The sequence below is a fragment of the Acetobacterium wieringae genome (assembly GCF_001766835.1).
In the GTDB taxonomy this organism is placed as follows: Bacteria; Bacillota; Clostridia; order Eubacteriales; family Eubacteriaceae; genus Acetobacterium; species Acetobacterium wieringae.
The window spans coordinates 109,018-130,174 of record NZ_LKEU01000030.1; the positions used below are offsets into that span (position 1 = coordinate 109,018).

The window sequence follows — 21,157 nt, forward strand, 5'->3', positions numbered from 1 at the left end:
TTTACCTCTCATTCACTTTTAACTTTAATTCGACCTGACTGAGAACTTTGGTCAGTCCCATGGTAATAATCAGGTAGTACACTCCGGCGGTGAAATAAATCGGGAAGACATTAAAGGTGGCGGCGCTAAACTGACGGGCCAACAGCATTGTTTCGGTGATCGTGATCACACTGGCAAGGGAAGAGTCCTTGACGGCAATGATAAACTGATTTCCCAAAGCCGGGACTGATCGCTTAAACGCCTGGGGTAGCACCACCCGTTTCATGGCCTGCCATTTGGTCATTCCCAGCGAGCGGGCGGCTTCCCGCTGGCCGTAGTCGATGGATTCGATGGAACCCCGGAAGATTTCACTGATATAGGCGCCGTTGTGCAGGGCCAGAGCAATGATTGCTGATGGGAAAGCGTCAATCATAATACCCAGGCTGGGGAGTCCATAAAAGATAAAATACAGCTGCAGCAATAGGGGGGTTCCCCGGACGATGGTGATATAGACGTCCATGGTTTTTTTTAACCACTTATATTTGGTCAGTTTTAATACGGCCACCACCAGACCGATAATCATCCCCAGAATGATGGAAAAGAACGCCAGTTGCAGGGTTAAGATGACACCGGGGATAAACTTCGGCGCAAACTCCACCACGGTTTTAAAAAATTCAATACTATTGTTGATGACAGCATCCATGGGATACCTCCTTTTTTTGAATGAGTAGAAATTAGAATAACCATAAAATGATGACATCCGTGTCGTCTCGATAAAAAGACACGGATGTCACAGTTTTAGATTTTTTCATTCAGATCCACCCGGATCCGATTTAAATGGGTTCAGGCAGTTCGGTTAAGATCCGGACTGCCTGAATGCATAACGGTTATTTTTCGAGAATATTGATGCCAAACCAGCGGTTGCTGATTTCGGCGTAGGTACCATCGGCAATGATGGCGGCCAAAGCCTTGTTGACGGCTTCCAGCAGCTCCTTATCATCCTGACGGATCGCGATGGCGATATTTTCGGTATACAGCAGATCACCGACGGGTTCAATGGCAACGCCATAATCAATCGGGGCTCGGGCGCCAACGACCTTGCTGGTCACCAGCCCATCAGAACGGCCCTGATCGACACTTTTGAAATTATCGACGTCACTCTGGAATTGAAGAATTTCGGCAATATTTGTCATGCCATCCAGGTATTCATGAAAGGTGGTACCGGTAACGACGCCAACCTTACCATTTTCCAGTTCATTGATGCTATTTAATCCCGAACCGGCTTTGGCAAAAAACTGTGCCCCGTCATAGTAGTAGGGATCGGTGAAACTAACCTGTTTCAGACGTTCCTCTGTCACCGCCATACTGCCGATGATCATATCAAAACGATTACCGGTCAGACCGCCGATGATACCGTCCCATTCGACGGTAATGGGCTTGGCCGTAACCCCCATTTTTTCGGCGATGGCAGCAGCAATTTCAATATCAAATCCGGCCAGTTCACCATTTTCATTGATATAGTTAAACGGGGGATAAGCTCCGGTCATAGCAAAGGTCATCTCACCTTTTTCGATAATCTTTGAATAGGTGGTTTCGTCAGCAGATGCTCCGGAACAGCCACTTAAAATACCGACCAACAGCACCCCTAAAATCATCATCATTAACTTTTTCATTTCTTCCTCCTGAATAAAATTAGTAAATTTATATAAACTTGATTTAATCTTTTCTCGATTGAGTGATTAAAATCAAGGAAAAGCAATAGCTACCGAGTTCGTCGAGAAATCCAAAATTTTAAAGGAAAAATTTATAAAAAAAAGGGCACTCCAACTCTGTAAATACAGAGTTAGAGTGCCCTAGCTTCGCTATAAAAAATAACTCACAATATACCATTTGTGACAAAAATGTCCAATAGTATAGTGTATGACCTCTCGATCCTACACAAGCCCCAGTTCCATAAAATGTTTTTCTGTACAGGTTTCATTTATTAAGCTCCCAGCTTACACATTTCCACGTTTCTCAACACGTAAACAAGCTCACCAGGAAAACTACTCAAAGTACATACTTCACAACTTTATTGGACATATTATATCAAAGCTATATCATTATGTCAACCTAAAATCATTTTCATATTAAAAGCCAAGAATGATTGTTTGTTTTTTGGTGTTTTTTATAATTAATCAATGGTATTTTTACTGCCCACCCGGACAAACGATAAAATCCCGACAACAATGAACCCGAGCCCGCCGATGATCCCCACCGGCAGCGGCCCGATAAAGGGACTGGGGGTGCCCAGGGCAAAAAAGAGGGAGATCCCGGCCATACCATTTAAAGAGCCATGAGCGATGGCAGCGGGCAGAAAGCTCTTGGTGCGGATCGCCAGCAATGAGAAAAAGGCGCCCACTACCACACAGAAGATCACCATCGCCACAATCCCGCCCCAGGGCGCAGTGGGATAGCCGGTGCCGTAATTATGCCCCATGGCAATAATCGGGGCATGCCACAGACCCCAGATCACTCCGGAAATAACGATAGAAACCCGGGGGCTGTAGTGTTCCATCAGCTTGGGCAGCAGATAACCCCGCCAGCCGATTTCTTCACCGGAGGTGGTGATGATATTAAGCAACGGGCTGAGAAAAATCCCCAAGAGCAGCTGAGAAATAAAGATGGCTGTCATGCTTCCATCGGGCAGCGTGATGCCCTGGGCGGCATATTGAGCAGTAATCTGGCTCATGGAGGGGTCGAACTGGGCCGGAAAGATCAAAAAATAGAGGATCGCCCCGAAAATAATCAGTAGCGCCGGACCAAACCAGGCAGCCAGATAATAGCGGACATTGCCTTTAAAATGGGGCTTAAGTCCAAAATCCTGAAAGCCTTCCCGGGTAATCAGCCGGGTGGCCACCACCCCCAGAGCGGGCATCAGCATCACGGCTGACAGCACCGCAATGGCGTAGCTGTTTCCCAGCCCGCCATTGGCCATTAAGGCAAATTCCAGGGCCCAGGTCAGTAAGAAAGTGATGCCTAAAAAAATTCCAATTCGTTTCATTGTTTGTCTCCTTCATCAATTAAATGTGCTTCCAATTTTTTGATCAGATCCACAAAGCGGCGATCCTCTTTGAGAAAATCAAACAGGGGATTGGCCACCAGGCCGTCGAGCATGCTTTGTTTAATGACGTCTTCGCTGCGGGGCGGGCCGACGCCCAGATCAAAGGTCTCAAACCAGGGCTGGATGGCGTCAAAATAGTCATCACCGTGAAGGGCGTAGGGAAAAAAGTCAGAAACGCAGACCTCGGTATAATCCGCCAGAAAGGCCAGGGTGGTGTCAGCGTCCTGATGAATGGCATAGACCTGAGCGGCGGCGTGATAAACCTGCGCCATGGTATTGGGATGCAGGGCATCGAGATCATAAAGCTTGGCGACCCCCAGGGTGCGGGCCAGAATCGTTTCGACCTGGTCAAGATCACTGGCATTTAGCATCAGATAGGCGGAAGCCGTCGAAACCAGAAACAGCAGATGCTGGTAGCTGCTGATCTGCAGAACCTGCCGGGCCTTATCGGGGTTGCTGGCCATCTGATAGGCCTGAGCCAGCATTTCGGTATCGGTGGGGAAGGGCCGGACATCTTCGCCCAGCAGATCCATCACCTGAGCCGGTTGACCCAGCATCAGATAGCAGGTGCCTTCAATAGAGAGCGCATCCCGGGCTAGAATCCGGTCGTCGCTCTCAGCTCTGATCCGCTGACAGAGGGTCACCGCCTGATTCAGTACGGCAGTGGCGGCTGCCGGATCAGCTGCCAGCATATGATGATTGGCCAGCAGCACGGCCATCTGCAACAGCAGCGGAAAACAGGAATAGTATTTCTTAATGATGAGCTGGCATTCGGCCAGAACCTCAGCAAAGGGTTTGCTGGCAAAGTCATCGGCCAGCCGATGATAAAGGGCCTTGATCGCTGCCGGGGTCAGCTGGGGGGAATAACCCATCAGTTCATCGATGGAAATATTAAAATAGGCGCTAAGATGGGGCAGTAAGGTTATATCCGGGTAGCTTAGCCCGGTTTCCCATTTGGATACCGAGGCCTTGGACACTCCCAGATAATGAGCCAGATCTTCCTGGGTCAGGCCCTTTTCCCGGCGTTTGGTTACGATCGTTTTGCCAATATTCAGTTCTTTCATTTCATCACCTCAACCTGATTATAGGATTTTTCAAGAAAAAGCACAATGGATTTGCAGTTGATTTTGGTTGAATAAATCAACTAACAGGTGATTTAACCAAGCTTAATCGTAAAAAATAATAAGATCTGATATTTGCGTTTTTAAACCCGTTAAATATGGGTATAAAAAATACATCGTATCATTTGAATGATAAAAGCAGCGTAAAGAAAAGGAGAAAGACAATGGTTGAGCAGATATTTAAACTGACAGGCGGCAATGACAAGGTCGTTGAAAAGGTGATTCTCGATGAAAACCTTCATTATATGCATGTGATTATTAATCAGAGTGACGGTTTCCCCGAACACTTTACCAATGCGGTGGTCTATATGACAGTGGTCCGGGGGATTGTTTCGCTAAAGCTTAGTGATCAGGACTATTATGCCTATCCGGCGGGGACGGTGTTAAAAATACCCATCAATACCAAAATGGTTCTTAATAACTTCAATCCGGAAACCCTGGAGTTGATTTTGATCAAGGCCCCACCACCGGCTGAATTACCGGAGTAAAGAAGCAAAATTAGCAATGAAGAAAAAATTACACAGAAACAGGTGACAGAAATGAAGATAGTAGTATTGGATGGATATGCCCTGAATCCCGGTGATCTCAGTTGGGATAGTCTCAAAAAATTAGGGGAGCTGACGGTTTATGACCGTACCCCAGAAACCGAGGTGGCAGGGCGGATTGGTGATGCCAAAATAATTTTCACAAATAAAACCCCGATCACCAAAGAAACCCTGGAGCGTTGCCCGCAGATAAAATACATCGGGGTGCTGGCCACTGGCTACAATGTGGTGGATGTGGTAGCAGCCACGGAACGGGGTATCACGGTGACGAATATTCCCAGCTATGGTACCGATGCAGTGTCCCAGTTTGCCATTGCCCTGCTGCTGGAATTGTGCCATCGGATTGGCGACCATGCCGATTCGGTGCTGGCCGGGGACTGGGCCAATAAACCGGACTGGTGTTATTGGAACCATCCGCTGATTGAACTCAGCGGAAAAACCATGGGGATCATCGGCTATGGAAAAATCGGCCAGCGGACCGGCCATATTGCCCAGGCCATGGGGATGACGGTGCTAGCCAATGATGTGACCAAATATCCGGAGCTGGAATCAGAGACCTGCCACTACGTCAGTCTCGATCAATTGTATCAGAAAGCTGATGTGATTGTTCTGCACGTGCCACTTTTTTCATATACCCGGGAAATGATCAATGCGACCAGTATTGCCAAAATGAAGAATGGCGTCTTGATTATCAATAACTCCCGGGGTCAGTTGATCAACGAAGCAGATCTTCGGGACGCCCTCAACAGCGGTAAGGTCGGCGGTGCAGCGGTGGATGTGGTCTCGACCGAGCCGATTAAACTGAACAACCCCTTGCTGCAGGCAAAAAACATCATTATCACCCCGCATATCTCCTGGGCGCCCCGGGAAAGCAGACAGCGGCTATTAGACATTGCCGTTGACAATTTGCTTTGCTACTTAAAAGGTGAGCAGCGCAATGTGGTGAGCGGTTGATAAAATTAAAATACAAAAAACACGAAATAAAAAATTTCAAAACAAAGAGACTCCTACCATCCACGTAAAAGTAGATAGTGGGGAGCCTCTTTTTTAAAGCGATTATTAGGTCAGGGATGGTTGGTGAGCAAAACTAAAGAAGTAATGCGGTAGTGGCATTACTTTTTAAGTTTATTGATCAGCTTAACCAGCTCATACCAAAGCACCGAGATCCCGGCAATGACAAAGACGATAAGAAATTGGAAAAGAGTGAGCGGAGCAAATTTCAAAAAGGCATTTAAGGGTGTATACAGGATCACAAAGAGCCCCACCAGCGTGCCAATACTTACAGTCCACATTACTTTATCGGTTGCCAGCCGTTTCATTGACTGAAAAGCAAAATCATGATCGGAGCTATTGACTTGGACCAGGAAGAGATTCGCCAGCATAATAATGGCAAAACCCATGGTTCGGGCCAGCTCTGGGCTACCCGGATTCTGATTCAGCATATAAAGATAGGTGCCGAAGGAGGCGGCAAACAGAACCAGACCCTGGCTGACGCTTTTTAACAGGATTTTAGCATTGAGTAGTTTTTCCTTGGGATTTCGGGGCGGTCGCTCCATAATATCGGTTTCGGCGGGTTGGCGTTCCAGTACAATCGAGCAGGTGGGATCGATAATCAGCTCCAGCAAGACCACGTGCAGTGGCAATAACAGCAGGCTGGCCGGGGCAATTCCCATCAGTGGGGCCAGCAAGGCGGCAAAGGCAATCGGGATATGAATGGTAAAGACGTAGCCCACCGCTTTGCGGATATTGTCAAAAATCCGGCGGCCGTCCGCAACGGTATCGACAATGGTCGAGAAATTATCGTCCATTAAAATCAGATCGGCGGCCTCCCGGGAGACCTCGGAGCCCCGTTTGCCCATAGCAATCCCGATATCAGCATATTTCAGGGCCGGGGCATCATTGACACCGTCACCAGTCATGGCGACAATTTCGCCGTTTGCTTTAAAGGCTTTGACAATCCGCATCTTGTGTTCGGGAATAACCCGGGAAAAAATACTGACATCTTTAACTTTTTCGCAAAGTTGGGCATCAGTCATCTGATTTAGCATGTCCCCGGTGATGATATGATCACAGTTTGGCATGCCGATTTTTCTGGCGATGCTGGCAGCGGTGATGCCGTTGTCACCGGTAATCATTACCACCCGAATACCGGCCTGATTACAGCTGGCAATATCGGCTTTGACCGATTCCCGGGGGGGATCGGCCAACCCAATCAGACCACATAGGGTCAGCTGGCAATCTTCAATTGTCTCGGGAATATCGGCTTCGGTTTTGGGCTTCATCATACCGACGGCAATCACCCGCAGTCCTTGTTCGGACATGGCCCGGATTTTTTCATCTACCCGAGTCCGCTCGCTGGCCGTGAGCGTTGCGATCGTCAGAATTCGTTCCGGTGAGCCCTTGGCGGCAATGATAATCTCATCGTCGTGGAACCAGACGTGGCCCATCATTTTGAGTTCATTGGTAAAGGCATATTCGCTGATCAAACGTCCGCCAAAAAGGTGATCCCGGGAAATGCCAGCGGCTTCACAGTGGTTGAGCATCGCTTTTTCCATCGGGTCGTAGGCTTCGGTTTCACAGCCCAGGCCCATGATTTCACATAAGGTATCGAGATTACCATCAAGCGCCCAGGTCTCCTGGACAGTCATCTGATTCATGGTGATGGTGCCGGTTTTATCAACGCAGAGCACCGATACCGCTCCCAACGTTTCGACTGACGGCAGTTTACGCACCAATGATTGCTTTTTAGCCAGCCGCCAGGCGCCCATCGACAGAAAGACGGTCAAAATGACTGGGAATTCTTCGGGGATCATGGCCATCGCCAGGGTAATCCCCGACAGGATGCTTTCAATCAGCCGGTCGCCCAGAGCGTGGTCGGGAATATTGATATAGGTAATCACGCCAACCAGGGCACAGAGGACGGCGGCAATGCCGGCGCAGAGTTTCACCAGGCTGCCAGTCTGCTTCTGGAGCGGTGTCGGTTCATCCGGCGCTTGCGCGACGTGGATCCCAATTTTTCCGTACTCGGTGGTGGGGCCAATTTTATCGACCTGAACCAGAGCCGTCCCCTGGGTCACCAGGGTACCGGCGTAGCAATAGTCGTTGCGCCAGTGATCTGAAGTGGGATTGGTGTTGCGGGTGGCAATTTTCCAGACGCCCTCGGCTTCTCCGGTTAATGACGATTCATCAATACAACAATCATTGCAGCGAATCACAAAGCCGTCAGCCGGGATTTTAACGCCTTCATGGATCATCATCAGATCGCCGGGCACTAGATCGACGCTGGCGATGGTGACTTCCTGACCGTCCCGAATGACTTTGACATGGGGCGCCGATAAATCTTTCAGGGCATTGAGGGTTTTGTCGGTTTTCCATTCCTGGATCACATCGATGCTGATGATGCCGATGACAAAGATCAGCATGATGGCACCATCTCGGGGTTCTCCGAGGACAAAATAGATGGCAGCTGCCACCAGCAGTAGCACAAACATCGGCTCGCTGATAATGTGCAGTAGTTTGTGAAAAAAGCTTTCTTTTTTCTGGGGGGCCAATTCGTTTTTGCCATACTGCTGTTGTCGCAGGGCGGCTTCTTTGGTGGTCAGTCCCACCGGGTTATTTGAGTTTTCGGTCATAAGGTTCCTCCATTTTCTGTTTTGCCTGATTATAAAAACTCTCAGCACTCAGGAGATGGTCTTATCTGTTCTCAAAAAGGTATAAAAAAAACACCCATGGAACAAAATTCTGTCCCACAGATGCGAAAAATCAAATCTGCTGCCGCTGTAGCGGCCCGGCTCCAAAAACACGTATGTTGATGGCCTGATCAGGTTGTACTGTCGATTAATATGCAGTGCAAAGAGATACGTTTATTTTAAGGCCGGGAATCGCATTTGTCAAGCGTAAATTATCTAGCCGATCAGGGTGTTTGCCATCAGGAAACCGCCATAAAAGGCGCCAAAGCTGAGTACGAGGGTGGCCACCACATAAAAGATGGCACTGAGGATGCGGTTGTTCTTTAGCAGCACAAAGTCTTCAAACATAAAGGTCGAAAAAGTGGTATAGGCCCCCAGAAAGCCTTCGGCAAAAAGGCCATAAAGCAGGGTTGAAATATCAAAACCGGTGACAACACCAAGTAGAAAGGCGCCGGAAACATTAATCACGAAGGTGCCGATCGGGAGGTGTTGATGCCGTGTGGCAAAGCGTTTGCCCAGATAAAAACGGGTGGTACTACCCAAAGCTCCGCCTATAATAACGCATAAAGTTTCCATCAGGTGTTTTCCTTAATTGCTATCAAGGCTGAATCGGATTGCCAGATTTTTTCCCACTGGGTGTAAAATATGATGGCCGAGCAGATGGCCCAGGTAAACCGCACCGACTCCGAGGATAATGGAGGCCGCCACATAGGTACAGAAAAACCGCAGATAACCGGCGTCCAGAATATTCAGGCTTTCTTTGCAAAAGGTTGAGTAGGTGGTAAAGGCGCCCACCAGTCCGGCGGTTAGGCCAAGCTTTAAATCGGTGCTGATCCGTTCGGTTTTAGAAAAAATGGCATTCAGTGACCCCAGAATCAGACAGCCAAGCAGATTGATAAAAAGAATTGTTAAGGCCAGATTAATGAGCGGATCAGAGAATTGAAAAAGGTTGGGGGAGCTTTTTAACTCAAACCGCAGCAGCGCACCCAGGGCACCGCCAGCGGCGATAAAGTAGTATTTTTTCATGACAGTCCTCCTGACTTAAGTGACAAAACATTTCGACACGAAGGGATTAAAATTTTGTGAGGTGGGTTATTTTAGACAATAAAAAACCTGCAGCATTACAAATCCTGCAGGAGTCATCAGCTGATAAGCAATTTTGGTGAACTCCATCACCTTCTATGAAATAATGTTATCATGAGGAAATAATCGTGTCAATAAAAGGTGGTGCTGAAATCGAAATCAAAATAAAACCGAAATAAGTGTGGTCAGATTTGAAGGTTTTTTTCAATAAATAATTGAGATTTTCATTTTGATCGATTAAACTATAAAACAGGTGATGAAGTTCGCCCTGGCAACCGCCAAAATGCGTTAAGCTGATGACTTCTGTTAAAATACAGAATCGTTGGCTTTTTTTGATTGCCGCAGCATTTTTTGCGGCCCACGTTTTTATCAGAGATCCAACCAGGAGAGGTAGTGTGAATATGAGTAAAGATGAGACTATCACCGCCATCGATGAGGTGGCTGCTTTACTCCGGGCCACCGGGGTTTGCGAAGAAGACACCATAAAAATTGGGAATTTAAAAGAAAAAATTAAAAACCGGGAGCTGGTTATTTCGGTGATTGGTCAGTTTAAACGAGGTAAAACCACCTTCATCAATGGGGTGCTGGATGCTGAAGTACTGCCAGTGGGGATTATTCCAGTCACCTCGGTGGCCACCAAAATTCAGTACGGTGGCGCCCTGGCCGAGGTTTGTTTTAAAACCGGAGAGTGTCAGCCAGTACCGCTTACGCAGCTAGTCGGCTATATTGCCGAGCAGCAAAACCCCAATAATCAGAAAGGGGTTTCCTTTGTGAACCTGTTTTTGCCCAACCCTTTTTTAAAGGATGGGCTGATTCTGGTGGACACCCCGGGGGTCGGATCGATTCATCAGAATAATACGGATGAAGCCTATGCCTTGATGAAAGACAGCGATGCGATTGTTTTTATGCTGTCGGTGGACAGTCCGATTAACGAAATTGAGCGGGAATTTTTAAGCGAAGCCCGCAACTACGCCGCCAAGTTTTATTTTGCGATCAATAAGATCGACACCATCAGCCCGGCCGATTTGAGCGCCTATCTGGGTTATTGTCATGATATTCTCTGTCAGATCATGGAGGTGGAAGCGATTGAACTATTTGCCATTAGTGCCCGAACCAAAGCTGGAATGGCTGCGCTTTTTGATAAAATCACCGGGGACATGGCGGTTTCGGCCGACCGGATTATTCTTGATTCGGTCCAGATTAAGTTTCGGGAGTCGCTGGCAGCGGCGCTGTCCCATCTTATGCTATACCGCCAGGCTTATAGTATGCCACTGGACAATCTGGAAGAAAAACGCTGCGAACTGGAAGAAAAACTGAGAAGTCTGGATCAGCTTACCAAAGATGCCAGCTTTTATCTGCTACGCAACATTGACGAGCTGCTGGAGCAGATTCGGGCAGTGCTGCAGGATGGCGCCAGGGAGATTGGGAAGAAGCTGGCTGAGGAATTGGCGGCAGCCTATCAGCAGCATCAGCAGAATAAAACAAGAGATCTTGAGAGCGTGCTGATGGCGCTGCTCGATACCTGCCTGACCCAGCATCTTAGCGACCTCAGCGAGACCGGGCTTAACAGCCTGTCCCGGGGTTATGAGCATCTGGCGGCAATTCTCAATCAGCAGATTGATGATCTCAAAGCGTTTCTGGGTCAGGTGGTGGCGGAACTCTTCGGCATAAACTATCAGGTTGATACCACTGTGCATACTTTGTCCTCCCGGGATGATTTCTACGTCAAGGTCAATCAGAAACCGGCGGCTTTTTTGGTGGATATCAATGATATGGTTTACCTGTTGCCCCGGGGTTACGCCAATAAAAAGATCTACGCCCGTTATCAGCAGAAGATGGCCACCGATACTGAGCATAATGTCAACAACATGATTTATAATTATCAGTACAAAATCCGCGAAAGCGTCAGGGATTTTACGGCCGCACTGGAACAGGAGTCGGCGACTTTAAAAACTGATCTCACCGATCTGGTTAACCGGGTCATTGCCGATAAGGAAGATACAAAAAAAGAGTTGGGCGATAAGATCCGGATGCTGGATGAGACCTGTGTGCACTTGCAAGCGGCACTTGAGACGCTGTGAGAAGAACAGGGGTCACGAGAGATTAAAAACGCCGGAATAAAAAATTTGCTCAACATCAAGCAAACGGGGTATACTAAAAGACAATAGTAAATTTACTTCAGGAGGCATACATCATGTTTGAGAACAATGAGCTGGGACTCGAATTGTCAACGGCAATGCTGATCGCTGCAGCAAAGAAGCGGGGCATTACGGTTGAGATTCTGGATGCTGAGGATAATTTTATCCGGCTTACAAAAGGCGAAAAAACCGAATACGTCAAGCAGGCGACACGGACTTCAAAGGATACCTATATTGCGCCACTGATTATGGAGAATAAAGAAGTCACCAAACTGGTGCTGAGGGAGCTGGGGATCAATGTGCCAGCCGGGATGATGGTGCAATCGGTGGATGAAGCGATGGCCCATTTTGAAAGCTTTCGGGGTCGGGATCTGGTGGTCAAACCCAAATCCAGCAATTTTGGTCTGGGAATCGCGATTTTCAAAAATCTCCAGTGTGCAGGTTGTTTTCAGCTGGCGGTGGTCCAGGCCTTTGAGTATGATACAACAGTGCTGATTGAAACATTTGTCCCCGGAAAAGAGTATCGCTTTCTGGTTATTGGCGCTGAGGTGGTGGGAATCCTTCATCGGGTGCCAGCCAATGTGGTGGGAGATGGAATTCATACGATTGTCGAGCTGGTGGCCGAAAAAAACCGCAATCCGCTCCGGGGTAAGGGCTATGTGACGCCGCTGGAGAAGCTTACGCTGGATGATACCGAAATCGCTTTTCTTGGCGAACAGCATAAAACGGTTGCGACCATTCCCAAAGCGGGCGAAACCGTTTATCTGCGGGAAAACTCCAATATTAGCACTGGCGGCGACAGCATCGATTTTACCGATGCGATTCGTGAGGACTATAAGGCCATAGCGGTGGCAGCTGCCAAAGCGGTGGGGACCAACATCTGCGGCGCCGATATCATTATTTCAGATATCAAGGCCAAACCGGATGCCTCCAACTACAGTATTATTGAGCTAAACTTTAATCCGGCCCTGCACATTCACAATTACCCCTTTGTCGGGCAGAACCGCCACGTCGATGACAAGGTTCTTGATCTGCTGGGGTTTTAAGCGAATAAAACCCTAAAACCAGTCGTTTGAAAAGAAGCGGCTGGTTTTTTGGCAGCTAACTCAGCTGGCCCGATGGAATAGTTGTCACACTGCCGGTATTGTCATAGTTTCGGGCAACCTCCATAAAATCGGACATGGCCGGGCTTAGATGCTTGTCTTTATGATAAACCAGTATGAATTATATAAAATAATACCATTTCACTTATAACATGGCAAGGGTTATACTTAACCTAACATGCATGTAATTAAAAGAAAGCGAAGAAATAGGACCTATTTTTGAGGAATAAAGATGACAACACTGACAATCAGTCAAGCAGAAGAAAAACGAGTTAAAGGATTGGGGTTTTTAAGTAATAAGGGAACTGACAATTTCTCGGGTCGGGTGATTACCGAAAATGGTTTAATCACTGTGGAACAGGCTAAAAAAATTGTGGAGGCCGCCGAAAAATATGGCAATGGCTATTTAGCGTTAACCTCTCGTTTAACCATCGAGTGTCAGGGGATTCCCTTTGAGCAGATCGATGCCTTTCGGAATTATCTGGCAGAAGCTGGAATCGAAACCGGGGGAACCGGAGCAAAGATCCGTCCGGTTATGTCCTGTAAAGGCAGCACCTGTCAATATGGTTTAATTGATACCTTTGGGCTTGCCAAAGAAATTCATGACCGTTTTTATACCGGGATGCGAAATGTCACCCTGCCACACAAATTTAAAATTGCGGTGGGGGGCTGTCCCAATAATTGTGTCAAGCCGGATCTTAACGATGTCGGCATCATCGGTCAATTTCAACCGATTGTTAATCAGTCAGCATGTCGGCACTGCAAAAACTGTGGTGTTGTCAAAGCCTGTGCCGTCGGTGCTATGCAACTGGTTGACGAAAAGATCGAAATGGATGCTCAGGCATGTCTCAACTGCGGCATCTGTATTGGCAAATGTCCCTTTGAGGCGGTTGTTGGTGGCGATCGGGGTTATAAAATCGTGATTGGCGGTCGTTGGGGCAAACAGGTAAATCGGGGACATGCATTGAAGCGGATCATTTTAAATCAGAAAGAACTTCTGGACACCGTTGAAAAAATAGTCAATTTTTACTCAGACAATGGTTTGCCACGGGAACGGTTAGCCCAGACCATCGAGCGGATCGGCTTTGATGCAGTTGAAACGGTCTTATTAAACGATGAAAAGCTGAGATAGCCGGATGAAAACTCTGTCAGAAGCAAATCAATTCGCAGAAATTCCATAAAAGATGGCTAATTAAAAGGATTCGGGGTAAGAATATGAAATAGAATCAATTACAAAAAAACAAGGGCAAAGAGGGACTGGAAATGGAATATGATGCAATTATAATTGGCGGCGGTTTGTCTGGTTTGACCGCCGGGAGTCTGTTGGCTAAAAGTGGACTAAAGGTCGCCGTGATTGAGAAAAGCTATAATCCCGGCGGTTCCTGCGGGATTTTTAAACGTAATGGTGTGACCTTTGATATTGGGGCGGCAATGTTGTTTGGCTTTGGTGAACAGGGCTTTAATGCCCATCGTTTTGTTTTTGACTGTCTTGAGGAACCAATTGAGGTAGTCAAGCATGAGCTGCTTTACTGCATCCATTTCAAGGGGCAGGTGATTCGCTTTGGGGCCGATATTGATGCGTTTGCGGCTCAGTTGGGCACGGTGTTCCCCAGTGAACGGGCCAATATTCGGCGCTTTTACCGGGATCTGGAAAAAATGTATCAGGATGTGATGGTGGAAAGTCCCAGTTACACCACGCCGGATGAAATCCCGGCCAAAGGGGCACTTAAAAGCCTGATCAAACACCCGCTGTCCTATGCCCGCTTTCTGGGCTATTTAAATAAGAGTGCCCGCAGTCTGCTGGAGGGCTATTTTGCTGACCCGGAGATTTTCAAGTTTTTTGATAAGATTACTTCAACCTATTGCTATGCGACCCTGGAAGAAGCCCCGGCGGTGCTGGCGGCGGTGATGTTTGTCGACAACCACCTTGGTGGCAGCTATTATCCCGCCGGTTCAACCATTTTTCTGCCCGGTAAGCTGGAAAAGGTGATTGAAGAATATGGTGGTACGATGGTTCTGGAAAAAGAGGTTGTAAAAATAATTTTTGAACATAATCGACCGGTGGGGGTGGTTTTAAGCAGTGGTGAAGCCGTCTATGGTCGTGATCTGATCTATTCGGGGACGGTCTGGAATCTTTATGGCAAGCTGATTGACCGGCCCAACCTGAGCCTGGAGCGGGCCCGCTGGGCGGCCCGACAGGTGCCAACCTATCCCAGTGTGGTGCTTTATGCCCAGGTTGACAAAGCGGTGATTCCTTTGGACACCCAGCCGGTGGAGATGCTGGTGGGTAACCCGGATCGTCTCGATGAAAGCGAGGTCACCGTCTATATTTCCAGCCTTGATGATAAAACCCTCTGTGATCCGGACAGCCATGTGGTGCTGGCCATTGGCCCCAGTTTTAAAGACTGGGAAGCGGCCAATGAGGGGGCCTATCAGGAGTGCAAAGAGCAGGAAAAAGTGAGGCTGATGGGGGTGCTGGAAGAACGCTTCCCGGGCTTTAAAAAGAGCATCCGCTTCGCCGAGCTGGCTAGCCCCCGGACGATTGCCTATTATACCAATAAAAACGGTGGCGCGGTAGCAGGCCCCAAACAGATGCTGGGGCAGCACATGTTTATGCGGCTTCACACCCGCACCGAATGGGACAATCTGTTCTGCTGTGGTGAATCCACGGTGATGGGGACCGGTACCCCCACCGTAACCACCTCGGGGATTGCCGCCGCCAATGCGGTGCTCAAGAAAAGGGGATTGTTACCCTATGTGTATCAACCGGAGCGCAAGCAGATGGTGCGAATTCTTAAGCGGCCGGTGACCGCTGAAAAACTTTATGCCGATGTTCCCACAGAAATTCGAACCCTGATGCAAAAAGCCGCCCGCTGTGAATATTGTGAGCATCCCTATTGTGGACTGGGAATGCCAGCGCACCTGAGGAATCTGGATATCCGGGGAATCATGCGTCGGGTGGCAGTGGGAAATCTGGTTGGGGCCGGGAAACGGCTGGCGGCTTATTGCCAGGAACACCGGCTGCAAATTGATTGTGAAAGTCTGGAGCTGTCGCAGTGCGAATGCCAGTGTATTTTAAACACCAGAACCGGTCAGCCGGTGGAAATTCAGGCGGTGATCGACCAGCTTCAGGCGCTTTTGAGGCAGAACCAATGACCGGGGCATATGATGTGATTGTTGTCGGAGCCGGGATCGCTGGTTTAACCAGCGCTGCCTATGCCGCCAAAGCGGGCTATCGCACCCTGCTTTGTGAGAAAAGCCAACAAGTTGGTGGCCTGGTGGGGAGCTTTATGCGCCAGGGCTTTACCTTTGATGCCGGAATCCGGGCCTTTGAAAACTCCGGAATCGTTTTTCCAATGCTTAGGCAGCTGGGGATTGAGCTGGCGTTTGTTAAGAACCCGGTGGTGATTGGCATTGAAGATGCTCAGATGACCTTGGATGGAGCTAATAGTCTGGCTGCTTATGCCGCCATGCTAAGTGCCAAATTTCCCGATAACCAAGCTGATATTGCGGCCATAATTGACGAAATCCGCAAGGTGACCGGGTACATGGACGTGCTTTACGGCATTGAAAACCCGTTGTTTATGGATCTGACCAGGGATAAAGACTATCTTTTTAAAACCCTGCTGCCGTGGTTGCTTAAATATCAGGTCAACATCCGCAAAGCCCAGCGTTTTAATGAACCGGTTGTCACCTATCTGCGTCGTTTTACCAAAAATCAGGCCTTGATTGATGTGATTATCCAGCATTTTTTTGATAAGATGCCGACATTTTTTGCGCTCAGCTATTTTGGTCTTTACAGCGATTACAGCTATCCCATTGGCGGCACCGGACACCTGGTTAACGCCATGGGAGATTATATTGTGGCCCATCAGGGCGAGCTGGCGCTGGGCACCGAGATCAGTCAGATCGATTTAAATGCCCGAGAAGTGATCACCCGGGATGGCCGCTGCTTTGGCTATTGCGAACTGATCTGGTGTGCCGATATGCAGGCCCTATACCGGGCTGTTGATGATACACAATCGGCACCGCTGGGCCAGCGGGTTCGAAAACAGCAACAAAAAATCCGTCTAAACCGTGGCGGTGATTCGATTTTGACCGTCTATCTGGGGGTTGATCTGGCACCGTCTTATTTTGCTGCCCGCTGTGGCCCCCATTGCTTTTACACCCCCAGCAAGGCGGGGTTGTCGGCCATTGAGGCCGAACCCTGGGCAGCGGTGCTGGCCGATCCGGCCCGGTCGGCGGCGGATCGGAAGCGGGCCATGAAAGCCTGGATTCGGGACTATCTGGCGTTGACCACCTATGAGATTTCCTGCCCGGCACTGCGGGATCCGGCTCTGGCCACGGCCGGAAAAACCGGAGTGATTGTCAGCACCCTGATGGATTATCGGCTGGTTAAAGCGATTGACGACGCTGGCTGGTATGCGGACTTTAAAGACTTATGCGTAGAGCAGATTCAGGCGGTGCTGGAAAAAAGCCTCTTTCCTGATTTGTCCGGGCAGGTTGAGCTGAGCTTTTGTTCCACCCCGTTAACGCTTGAGCGGCGCACTGGCAATTCCGGTGGTGCCATCACTGGCTGGGCTTTTCGTGACGATGCAACCGCCGGGAAATTGCCAGCGGTCAGTATTTTTCGAAAAATTGCCAAATCCACCCAGACCCCGCTGCCCCATGTTTTTCAGGCCGGGCAATGGACCTTTAGCCCCTCGGGACTACCGGTATCGATCCTGACAGGCAAGCTGGCCGCGGATGCGGTAATCAGGCAACTGGCAAAAAAGTCCCGGGCGGGAGATTTCAGGGATGATCAGGAGGCCCACCGATGATTCTGGTAACTGCGATGCTGCTGCTGGGGCTGGTCGCCAGCTGGCTGCTCTTTAACCGCTTTCCTGGTCTGGAGCAAGGGGACACACAGGAATCGGGCAACCAAAATCCGCAGCTGTCAATTATTATTCCGGCCCGCAATGAAGAACAGAACCTAGTCTTATTGCTGGGCGATTTAAGCCGGCAGCAGGCCTGGATTCATGAAATTATCTGCGTCGATGACGGCTCGAGCGATGACACCGCCAGCATCGCTACTGCGGCAGGGGCGAAGCTGATTACCGCGGCGCCGCGACCAGCCGGCTGGCTGGGCAAGGCCTGGGCCTGTCACCAGGGTTGGGAAGCTGCCAGTGGCGAGCTGCTTTTATTTCTCGACGCCGATGTCCGGCTCAGTCCGGCCGGGATCGGTAAGTTGTTAAAGGCCCAGCAAAGGAGCGGTCAGGTGGTTTCGGTGATGCCCTATCATCAGATCGCGAGCAGAACCGAGGCCTTGTCGCTGTTTTTTAATTGCCTGCAGATGGGCGCCAATGGCCTGGGGTTGCCGCAGGGGCGTGGTAAAAACAAGCAAACCAATCCTTATCAGATTGGCCTCTATGGCCCGGTGATCCTGATCAGTCAGGCTGATTACCAGGCGGTCGGCGGTCATGCCGCGATTAAAGACAGCATTGTCGATGATATCGCCCTGGGTCAAAAACTGCGCGCCAAAGAGATACCCTTCGCCCTGTTTCTGGGCGATCATGACGTTGCCTATCGGATGTACGGCGGCGGCTTGCGGCAGCTGGTTCAGGGCTGGACCAAAAATCAGGCCGCCGGGCTGGCGAAAACGCCACTGTCTGTAATTATCCTGGTTTTTTTCTGGATCACCGCAGTCGCTTCTGCGCCCTTTTATCTGGCTCTTAATCTGGTTGGGCAGCAGTGGCTCGAGGCCGGGATAATGGCCGCCTGCTATGGCATCTGGGTGCTGGAACTGACCCGCATCGCCCGCCATATTGGCAGTTTTTCAGTGATCGACATCGTCTGTTATCCACTGTTGCTGCTGTTCTATCTGCTGATCTTTTTACGGTCGCTGGTTAAAAGAATCTTGGGTCTCCCAGTGATCTGGAAATACCGGGAAATTCGTTTGGACAAATAAGAGAGGAGCAGCGGATGCAACTGATATTTCTGCCCCAGGGACTGACGATTCTGCTGTGTTTTATCGTCTGGCCGCTGCTTCAGGTAAGCGCGGCCCTGCTCTGCACCCGCCTGCCGGATCGCTTTTTAGACTACGGTGCCTGGTTTTACCGGGCCCATCGCTGGGAAAACGATGGCGAGATCTATCAAAAGTGGTTGCAGGTGCGGCGCTGGAAAAAATACCTACCGGATGGCGGTTCGCTGGTCAAGGGCGGTTTTGAAAAGAAAAAGCTGGTCAGTTTTGACACCGATAATCTCGACAAATACCTGCGGGAATCCTGCCGCGCCGAAATGATCCACTGGCTGGCGATTCTGCCTTTCTGGATCTTCGGCTTTTTTACGCCACCGATCGTGATGCTTTATATGCTGATCTATGCCCTGGCGATCAATCTGCCCTGTGTGATTGCCCAGCGCTATAACCGACCGCGGATTGTCCGGATTGTGGCGCGACGGAAGTAATAAGCGGTTTAGCTTCATTACTTTCAACATTCAAAATTAGAGTTGACAGATAAACCAGAAACAGATACGATGAAAGATAAAAAACTGAGGATAATAAAAGTATGAATAGTAATCGAAAATTGCTATATAAAGTTGTACAATTGGTCTGTGTCGTTATTTTAGGGATCGTGCTGTTTAATATTTTCCAGCTGGTGGACATTATCCAGGGAACCGGACGGGTGATCAACTATACCGGGATTATCCGTGGCGGCACCCAGCGACTGGTTAAGCTGGAAACCAACGGCATCCCCAAGGATGATCTGATGCTATATCTGGACGGAATTCTCAATGAGCTCCAGACCGGGCAAGGACAGTACGATCTGGATAAACTGGACGACATTCCCTATCTTGAAAAGCTCTCGGAGCTGAATGATTATTGGGATGAGTTGCAGACAGAAATTATGATCTATCGGAGCGATCCGGGCAACAAGGAGAAAGTCGTTCAGATGAGTGAAACCTATTTTAATATGGCCAACGACGTGGTCGGAACGGCAGAATTTTATCTGGAACAAAAAACAAAAGTTCTCACCAGCCTGGAATTGGTGATGGTTATCCTATTGGGCCTGCTGATTGTCATTTCACTCCAACAGGCCATCACCGAAATCCATTTGATAAGAAAAAACAAAGAGCTGGCCACGGCGGCTTATTATGATAAACCAACCGGACTACCCGGTCGGCTGAGCTGTGAAGAGAAGATTTGGACACCGATGGATCGCAAACAGGGCCCCTATTGTATGGTGATGATGGATCTTAATAATCTGAAATGGGTCAATGATACCATCGGTCATAGTGCGGGGGATACTCTGATTAAAGCTTTTGCAGATATTTTAAACCATCTGACCAATGAAAATGTCTTTGTTGGCCGTTATGGCGGCGATGAATTCATAATGATTATCAAAAATCATCGTGAGGAACAAATACAGCAGTTGCTAAAGGAGATCGAACTGGCCACGATCCTGTATAACAAAAAGTCAGAGCAACTGAAAATCCAATACGCCGTTGGTTATGAATATGGCGGTGACTCACTCCCACAGATGCTGGAAAAAGCCGATGAAAAAATGTATTTAAATAAAACTGCAGCTAAAGCTGACACCAATGATTTGTAGATGAAAGGCAGGCACAATGGAGCTGCAATATTATTTTGCCGATGATTTTTCGGCGTTTGAAGATTATTTCGCCGGGATTAAAAAAACGGTTCGACGCTACCTTAAAAACGAGCCTGTTAACGGCTTTGGCGAGCCCCTCGATGAGATGTACTACATTACCTCCGGAACCATGTCGGGCTCCTTTATTCATGAATCCGGGAACGTCAAGACGTCATCGTTTTATGGTAAGGGTTATCTGGCACCGCTGTATTTTCCGGGCGAGATTGAGATGATGCGGTCTTTTGCCTTTACGGCAGTCACCGATCTGGAAGTGTTTGTCTTTAACCGGGTCGGCTTTGAGCGGTATGTTAATTCCAATCCGGATCTGAATATGGCGATGTATCGGGCTTATATCAAACTGGTCTCGCTCAATGGCCAGGAACTGGCCAACCAGTTATTTTCCACCGGCATGGAGAAGATCTGCAATTTTTTTTATATCTATTTAAAAAACACCAATGATCATGATCAGCGAATTCCCTTTTCCCAGCAGGCGATTGCCGAATTCGTGGGACTCAACCGGGCCAATGTGGCCAAGTATTTAAAGATTCTCCGGGAGGAGCAGATCATTGATACCCGGCGAAACCAGATTTTTATTATAAACATGGAAAAATTGCGACAATTTTGCTCACAAACCATTTAGATAATCTTAAAAATATAAAAGTTTACAAAAAAACCGCCCTTATGTCTTTTGCGAGACAGAAGGGCGGTTTAGATTTTGCTATGATGTTGATAGAGCTGTAAACCTTTAACGGTCAATCAGAAAAAATT

General features: G+C 48.7%; 18 protein-coding genes and 3 riboswitches. Of the genes, 11 read left to right on the forward strand and 7 right to left on the reverse strand.

Annotated elements, in window-relative coordinates; genetic code table 11:
- Nucleotide 1: 1 nt before the first annotated feature.
- The 4 genes from ACWI_RS18805 to ACWI_RS10100 all read right to left on the reverse strand — a co-directional run bounded on the left by ACWI_RS18805 (nucleotide 2) and on the right by ACWI_RS10100 (nucleotide 4,146).
- Complete coding sequence (locus tag ACWI_RS18805) at nucleotides 2-682, reverse strand: amino acid ABC transporter permease (protein ID WP_070371316.1); 681 nt, start codon at nucleotides 680-682, stop codon at nucleotides 2-4.
- 184 nt (nucleotides 683-866) lie between these two features.
- Complete coding sequence (locus ACWI_RS10090; RefSeq protein ID WP_070371317.1) at nucleotides 867-1,652, reverse strand: ABC transporter substrate-binding protein; 786 nt, start codon at nucleotides 1,650-1,652, stop codon at nucleotides 867-869.
- A gap of 500 nt (nucleotides 1,653-2,152) precedes the next feature.
- Nucleotides 2,153-3,022: a CPBP family intramembrane glutamic endopeptidase gene (locus ACWI_RS10095; protein ID WP_070371318.1), complete on the reverse strand. Its 870-nt coding sequence runs from the start codon at nucleotides 3,020-3,022 to the stop codon at nucleotides 2,153-2,155.
- A complete protein-coding gene (locus ACWI_RS10100) occupies nucleotides 3,019-4,146 on the reverse strand; it encodes a helix-turn-helix domain-containing protein (RefSeq protein ID WP_070371319.1) in 1,128 nt (375 codons plus the stop codon). Before ACWI_RS10100 ends, ACWI_RS10095 begins: the two co-directional genes overlap by 4 nt.
- A gap of 221 nt (nucleotides 4,147-4,367) precedes the next feature.
- On the opposite strand from ACWI_RS10100, the gene ACWI_RS10105 reads away from it, so the two are divergent.
- Together ACWI_RS10105 and ACWI_RS10110 are read left to right on the forward strand one after the other, a co-directional pair.
- Nucleotides 4,368-4,691, forward strand: coding sequence for a cupin domain-containing protein (locus tag ACWI_RS10105; protein WP_070371320.1), 324 nt, complete (start codon nucleotides 4,368-4,370; stop codon nucleotides 4,689-4,691).
- A 51-nt stretch (nucleotides 4,692-4,742) separates the two neighbouring features.
- Entirely contained in the window at nucleotides 4,743-5,702 is a 960-nt protein-coding gene (locus tag ACWI_RS10110) for a D-2-hydroxyacid dehydrogenase (RefSeq protein ID WP_070371321.1), read from the forward strand.
- A gap of 158 nt (nucleotides 5,703-5,860) precedes the next feature.
- Here the strand turns inward: ACWI_RS10110 and ACWI_RS10115 are convergent, their stop codons facing one another.
- The 3 genes from ACWI_RS10115 to ACWI_RS10125 form a co-directional block, all read right to left on the reverse strand.
- Nucleotides 5,861-8,380 carry a cation-translocating P-type ATPase gene (locus ACWI_RS10115; RefSeq protein ID WP_070371322.1) on the reverse strand — a complete coding sequence of 840 codons (2,520 nt, stop codon included), beginning with the start codon at nucleotides 8,378-8,380 and terminating at the stop codon, nucleotides 5,861-5,863.
- 107 nt (nucleotides 8,381-8,487) lie between these two features.
- Nucleotides 8,488-8,582, reverse strand: a riboswitch (NiCo riboswitch).
- Between the two features lie 71 nt (nucleotides 8,583-8,653).
- Nucleotides 8,654-9,013 carry a fluoride efflux transporter CrcB gene (gene crcB, locus ACWI_RS10120; protein ID WP_070371323.1) on the reverse strand — a complete coding sequence of 120 codons (360 nt, stop codon included), beginning with the start codon at nucleotides 9,011-9,013 and terminating at the stop codon, nucleotides 8,654-8,656.
- Nucleotides 9,014-9,025: 12 nt separating this feature from the next.
- Nucleotides 9,026-9,463 carry a fluoride efflux transporter FluC gene (locus ACWI_RS10125; RefSeq protein WP_070371324.1) on the reverse strand — a complete coding sequence of 146 codons (438 nt, stop codon included), beginning with the start codon at nucleotides 9,461-9,463 and terminating at the stop codon, nucleotides 9,026-9,028.
- Nucleotides 9,464-9,563: 100 nt separating this feature from the next.
- A riboswitch (Fluoride riboswitch) is annotated at nucleotides 9,564-9,623 on the reverse strand.
- A 140-nt stretch (nucleotides 9,624-9,763) separates the two neighbouring features.
- A riboswitch (Fluoride riboswitch) is annotated at nucleotides 9,764-9,833 on the forward strand.
- An 88-nt stretch (nucleotides 9,834-9,921) separates the two neighbouring features.
- Between ACWI_RS10125 and ACWI_RS10135 the strand changes: the two genes are divergently transcribed.
- The 9 genes from ACWI_RS10135 (at nucleotide 9,922) to ACWI_RS10175 (ending at nucleotide 21,029) form a co-directional block, all read left to right on the forward strand.
- Complete coding sequence (locus ACWI_RS10135; RefSeq protein ID WP_070371326.1) at nucleotides 9,922-11,601, forward strand: dynamin family protein; 1,680 nt, start codon at nucleotides 9,922-9,924, stop codon at nucleotides 11,599-11,601.
- Nucleotides 11,602-11,714: 113 nt separating this feature from the next.
- Nucleotides 11,715-12,704: a bifunctional glutamate--cysteine ligase GshA/glutathione synthetase GshB gene (gshAB, locus tag ACWI_RS10140; RefSeq protein WP_070371327.1), complete on the forward strand. Its 990-nt coding sequence runs from the start codon at nucleotides 11,715-11,717 to the stop codon at nucleotides 12,702-12,704.
- A gap of 289 nt (nucleotides 12,705-12,993) precedes the next feature.
- The gene (locus ACWI_RS10145) at nucleotides 12,994-13,893 is read left to right on the forward strand and encodes a (4Fe-4S)-binding protein (protein ID WP_070371328.1); all 900 of its coding nucleotides are present in this window, start codon (nucleotides 12,994-12,996) and stop codon (nucleotides 13,891-13,893) included.
- A gap of 131 nt (nucleotides 13,894-14,024) precedes the next feature.
- The gene (locus ACWI_RS10150; RefSeq protein ID WP_070371329.1) at nucleotides 14,025-15,917 is read left to right on the forward strand and encodes an FAD-dependent oxidoreductase; all 1,893 of its coding nucleotides are present in this window, start codon (nucleotides 14,025-14,027) and stop codon (nucleotides 15,915-15,917) included.
- Nucleotides 15,824-17,581: a phytoene desaturase family protein gene (locus ACWI_RS10155; protein ID WP_242871612.1), complete on the forward strand. Its 1,758-nt coding sequence runs from the start codon at nucleotides 15,824-15,826 to the stop codon at nucleotides 17,579-17,581. Before ACWI_RS10150 ends, ACWI_RS10155 begins: the two co-directional genes overlap by 94 nt.
- Nucleotides 17,578-18,708 (forward strand): glycosyltransferase, encoded by a 1,131-nt coding sequence (locus ACWI_RS10160; RefSeq protein WP_070371331.1) that lies wholly within the window; start codon nucleotides 17,578-17,580, stop codon nucleotides 18,706-18,708. The genes ACWI_RS10155 and ACWI_RS10160 overlap by 4 nt, the downstream gene beginning before the upstream one ends.
- 14 nt (nucleotides 18,709-18,722) lie before the next feature.
- Nucleotides 18,723-19,205 carry a glycosyl-4,4'-diaponeurosporenoate acyltransferase CrtO family protein gene (locus ACWI_RS10165; RefSeq protein ID WP_070371332.1) on the forward strand — a complete coding sequence of 161 codons (483 nt, stop codon included), beginning with the start codon at nucleotides 18,723-18,725 and terminating at the stop codon, nucleotides 19,203-19,205.
- A 101-nt stretch (nucleotides 19,206-19,306) separates the two neighbouring features.
- Complete coding sequence (locus tag ACWI_RS10170) at nucleotides 19,307-20,350, forward strand: GGDEF domain-containing protein (RefSeq protein ID WP_070371333.1); 1,044 nt, start codon at nucleotides 19,307-19,309, stop codon at nucleotides 20,348-20,350.
- Between the two features lie 16 nt (nucleotides 20,351-20,366).
- On the forward strand, nucleotides 20,367-21,029 hold the full coding sequence (locus tag ACWI_RS10175; protein ID WP_070371334.1) for a Crp/Fnr family transcriptional regulator: 663 nt from the start codon (nucleotides 20,367-20,369) through the stop codon (nucleotides 21,027-21,029).
- Nucleotides 21,030-21,157: the final 128 nt, after the last annotated feature.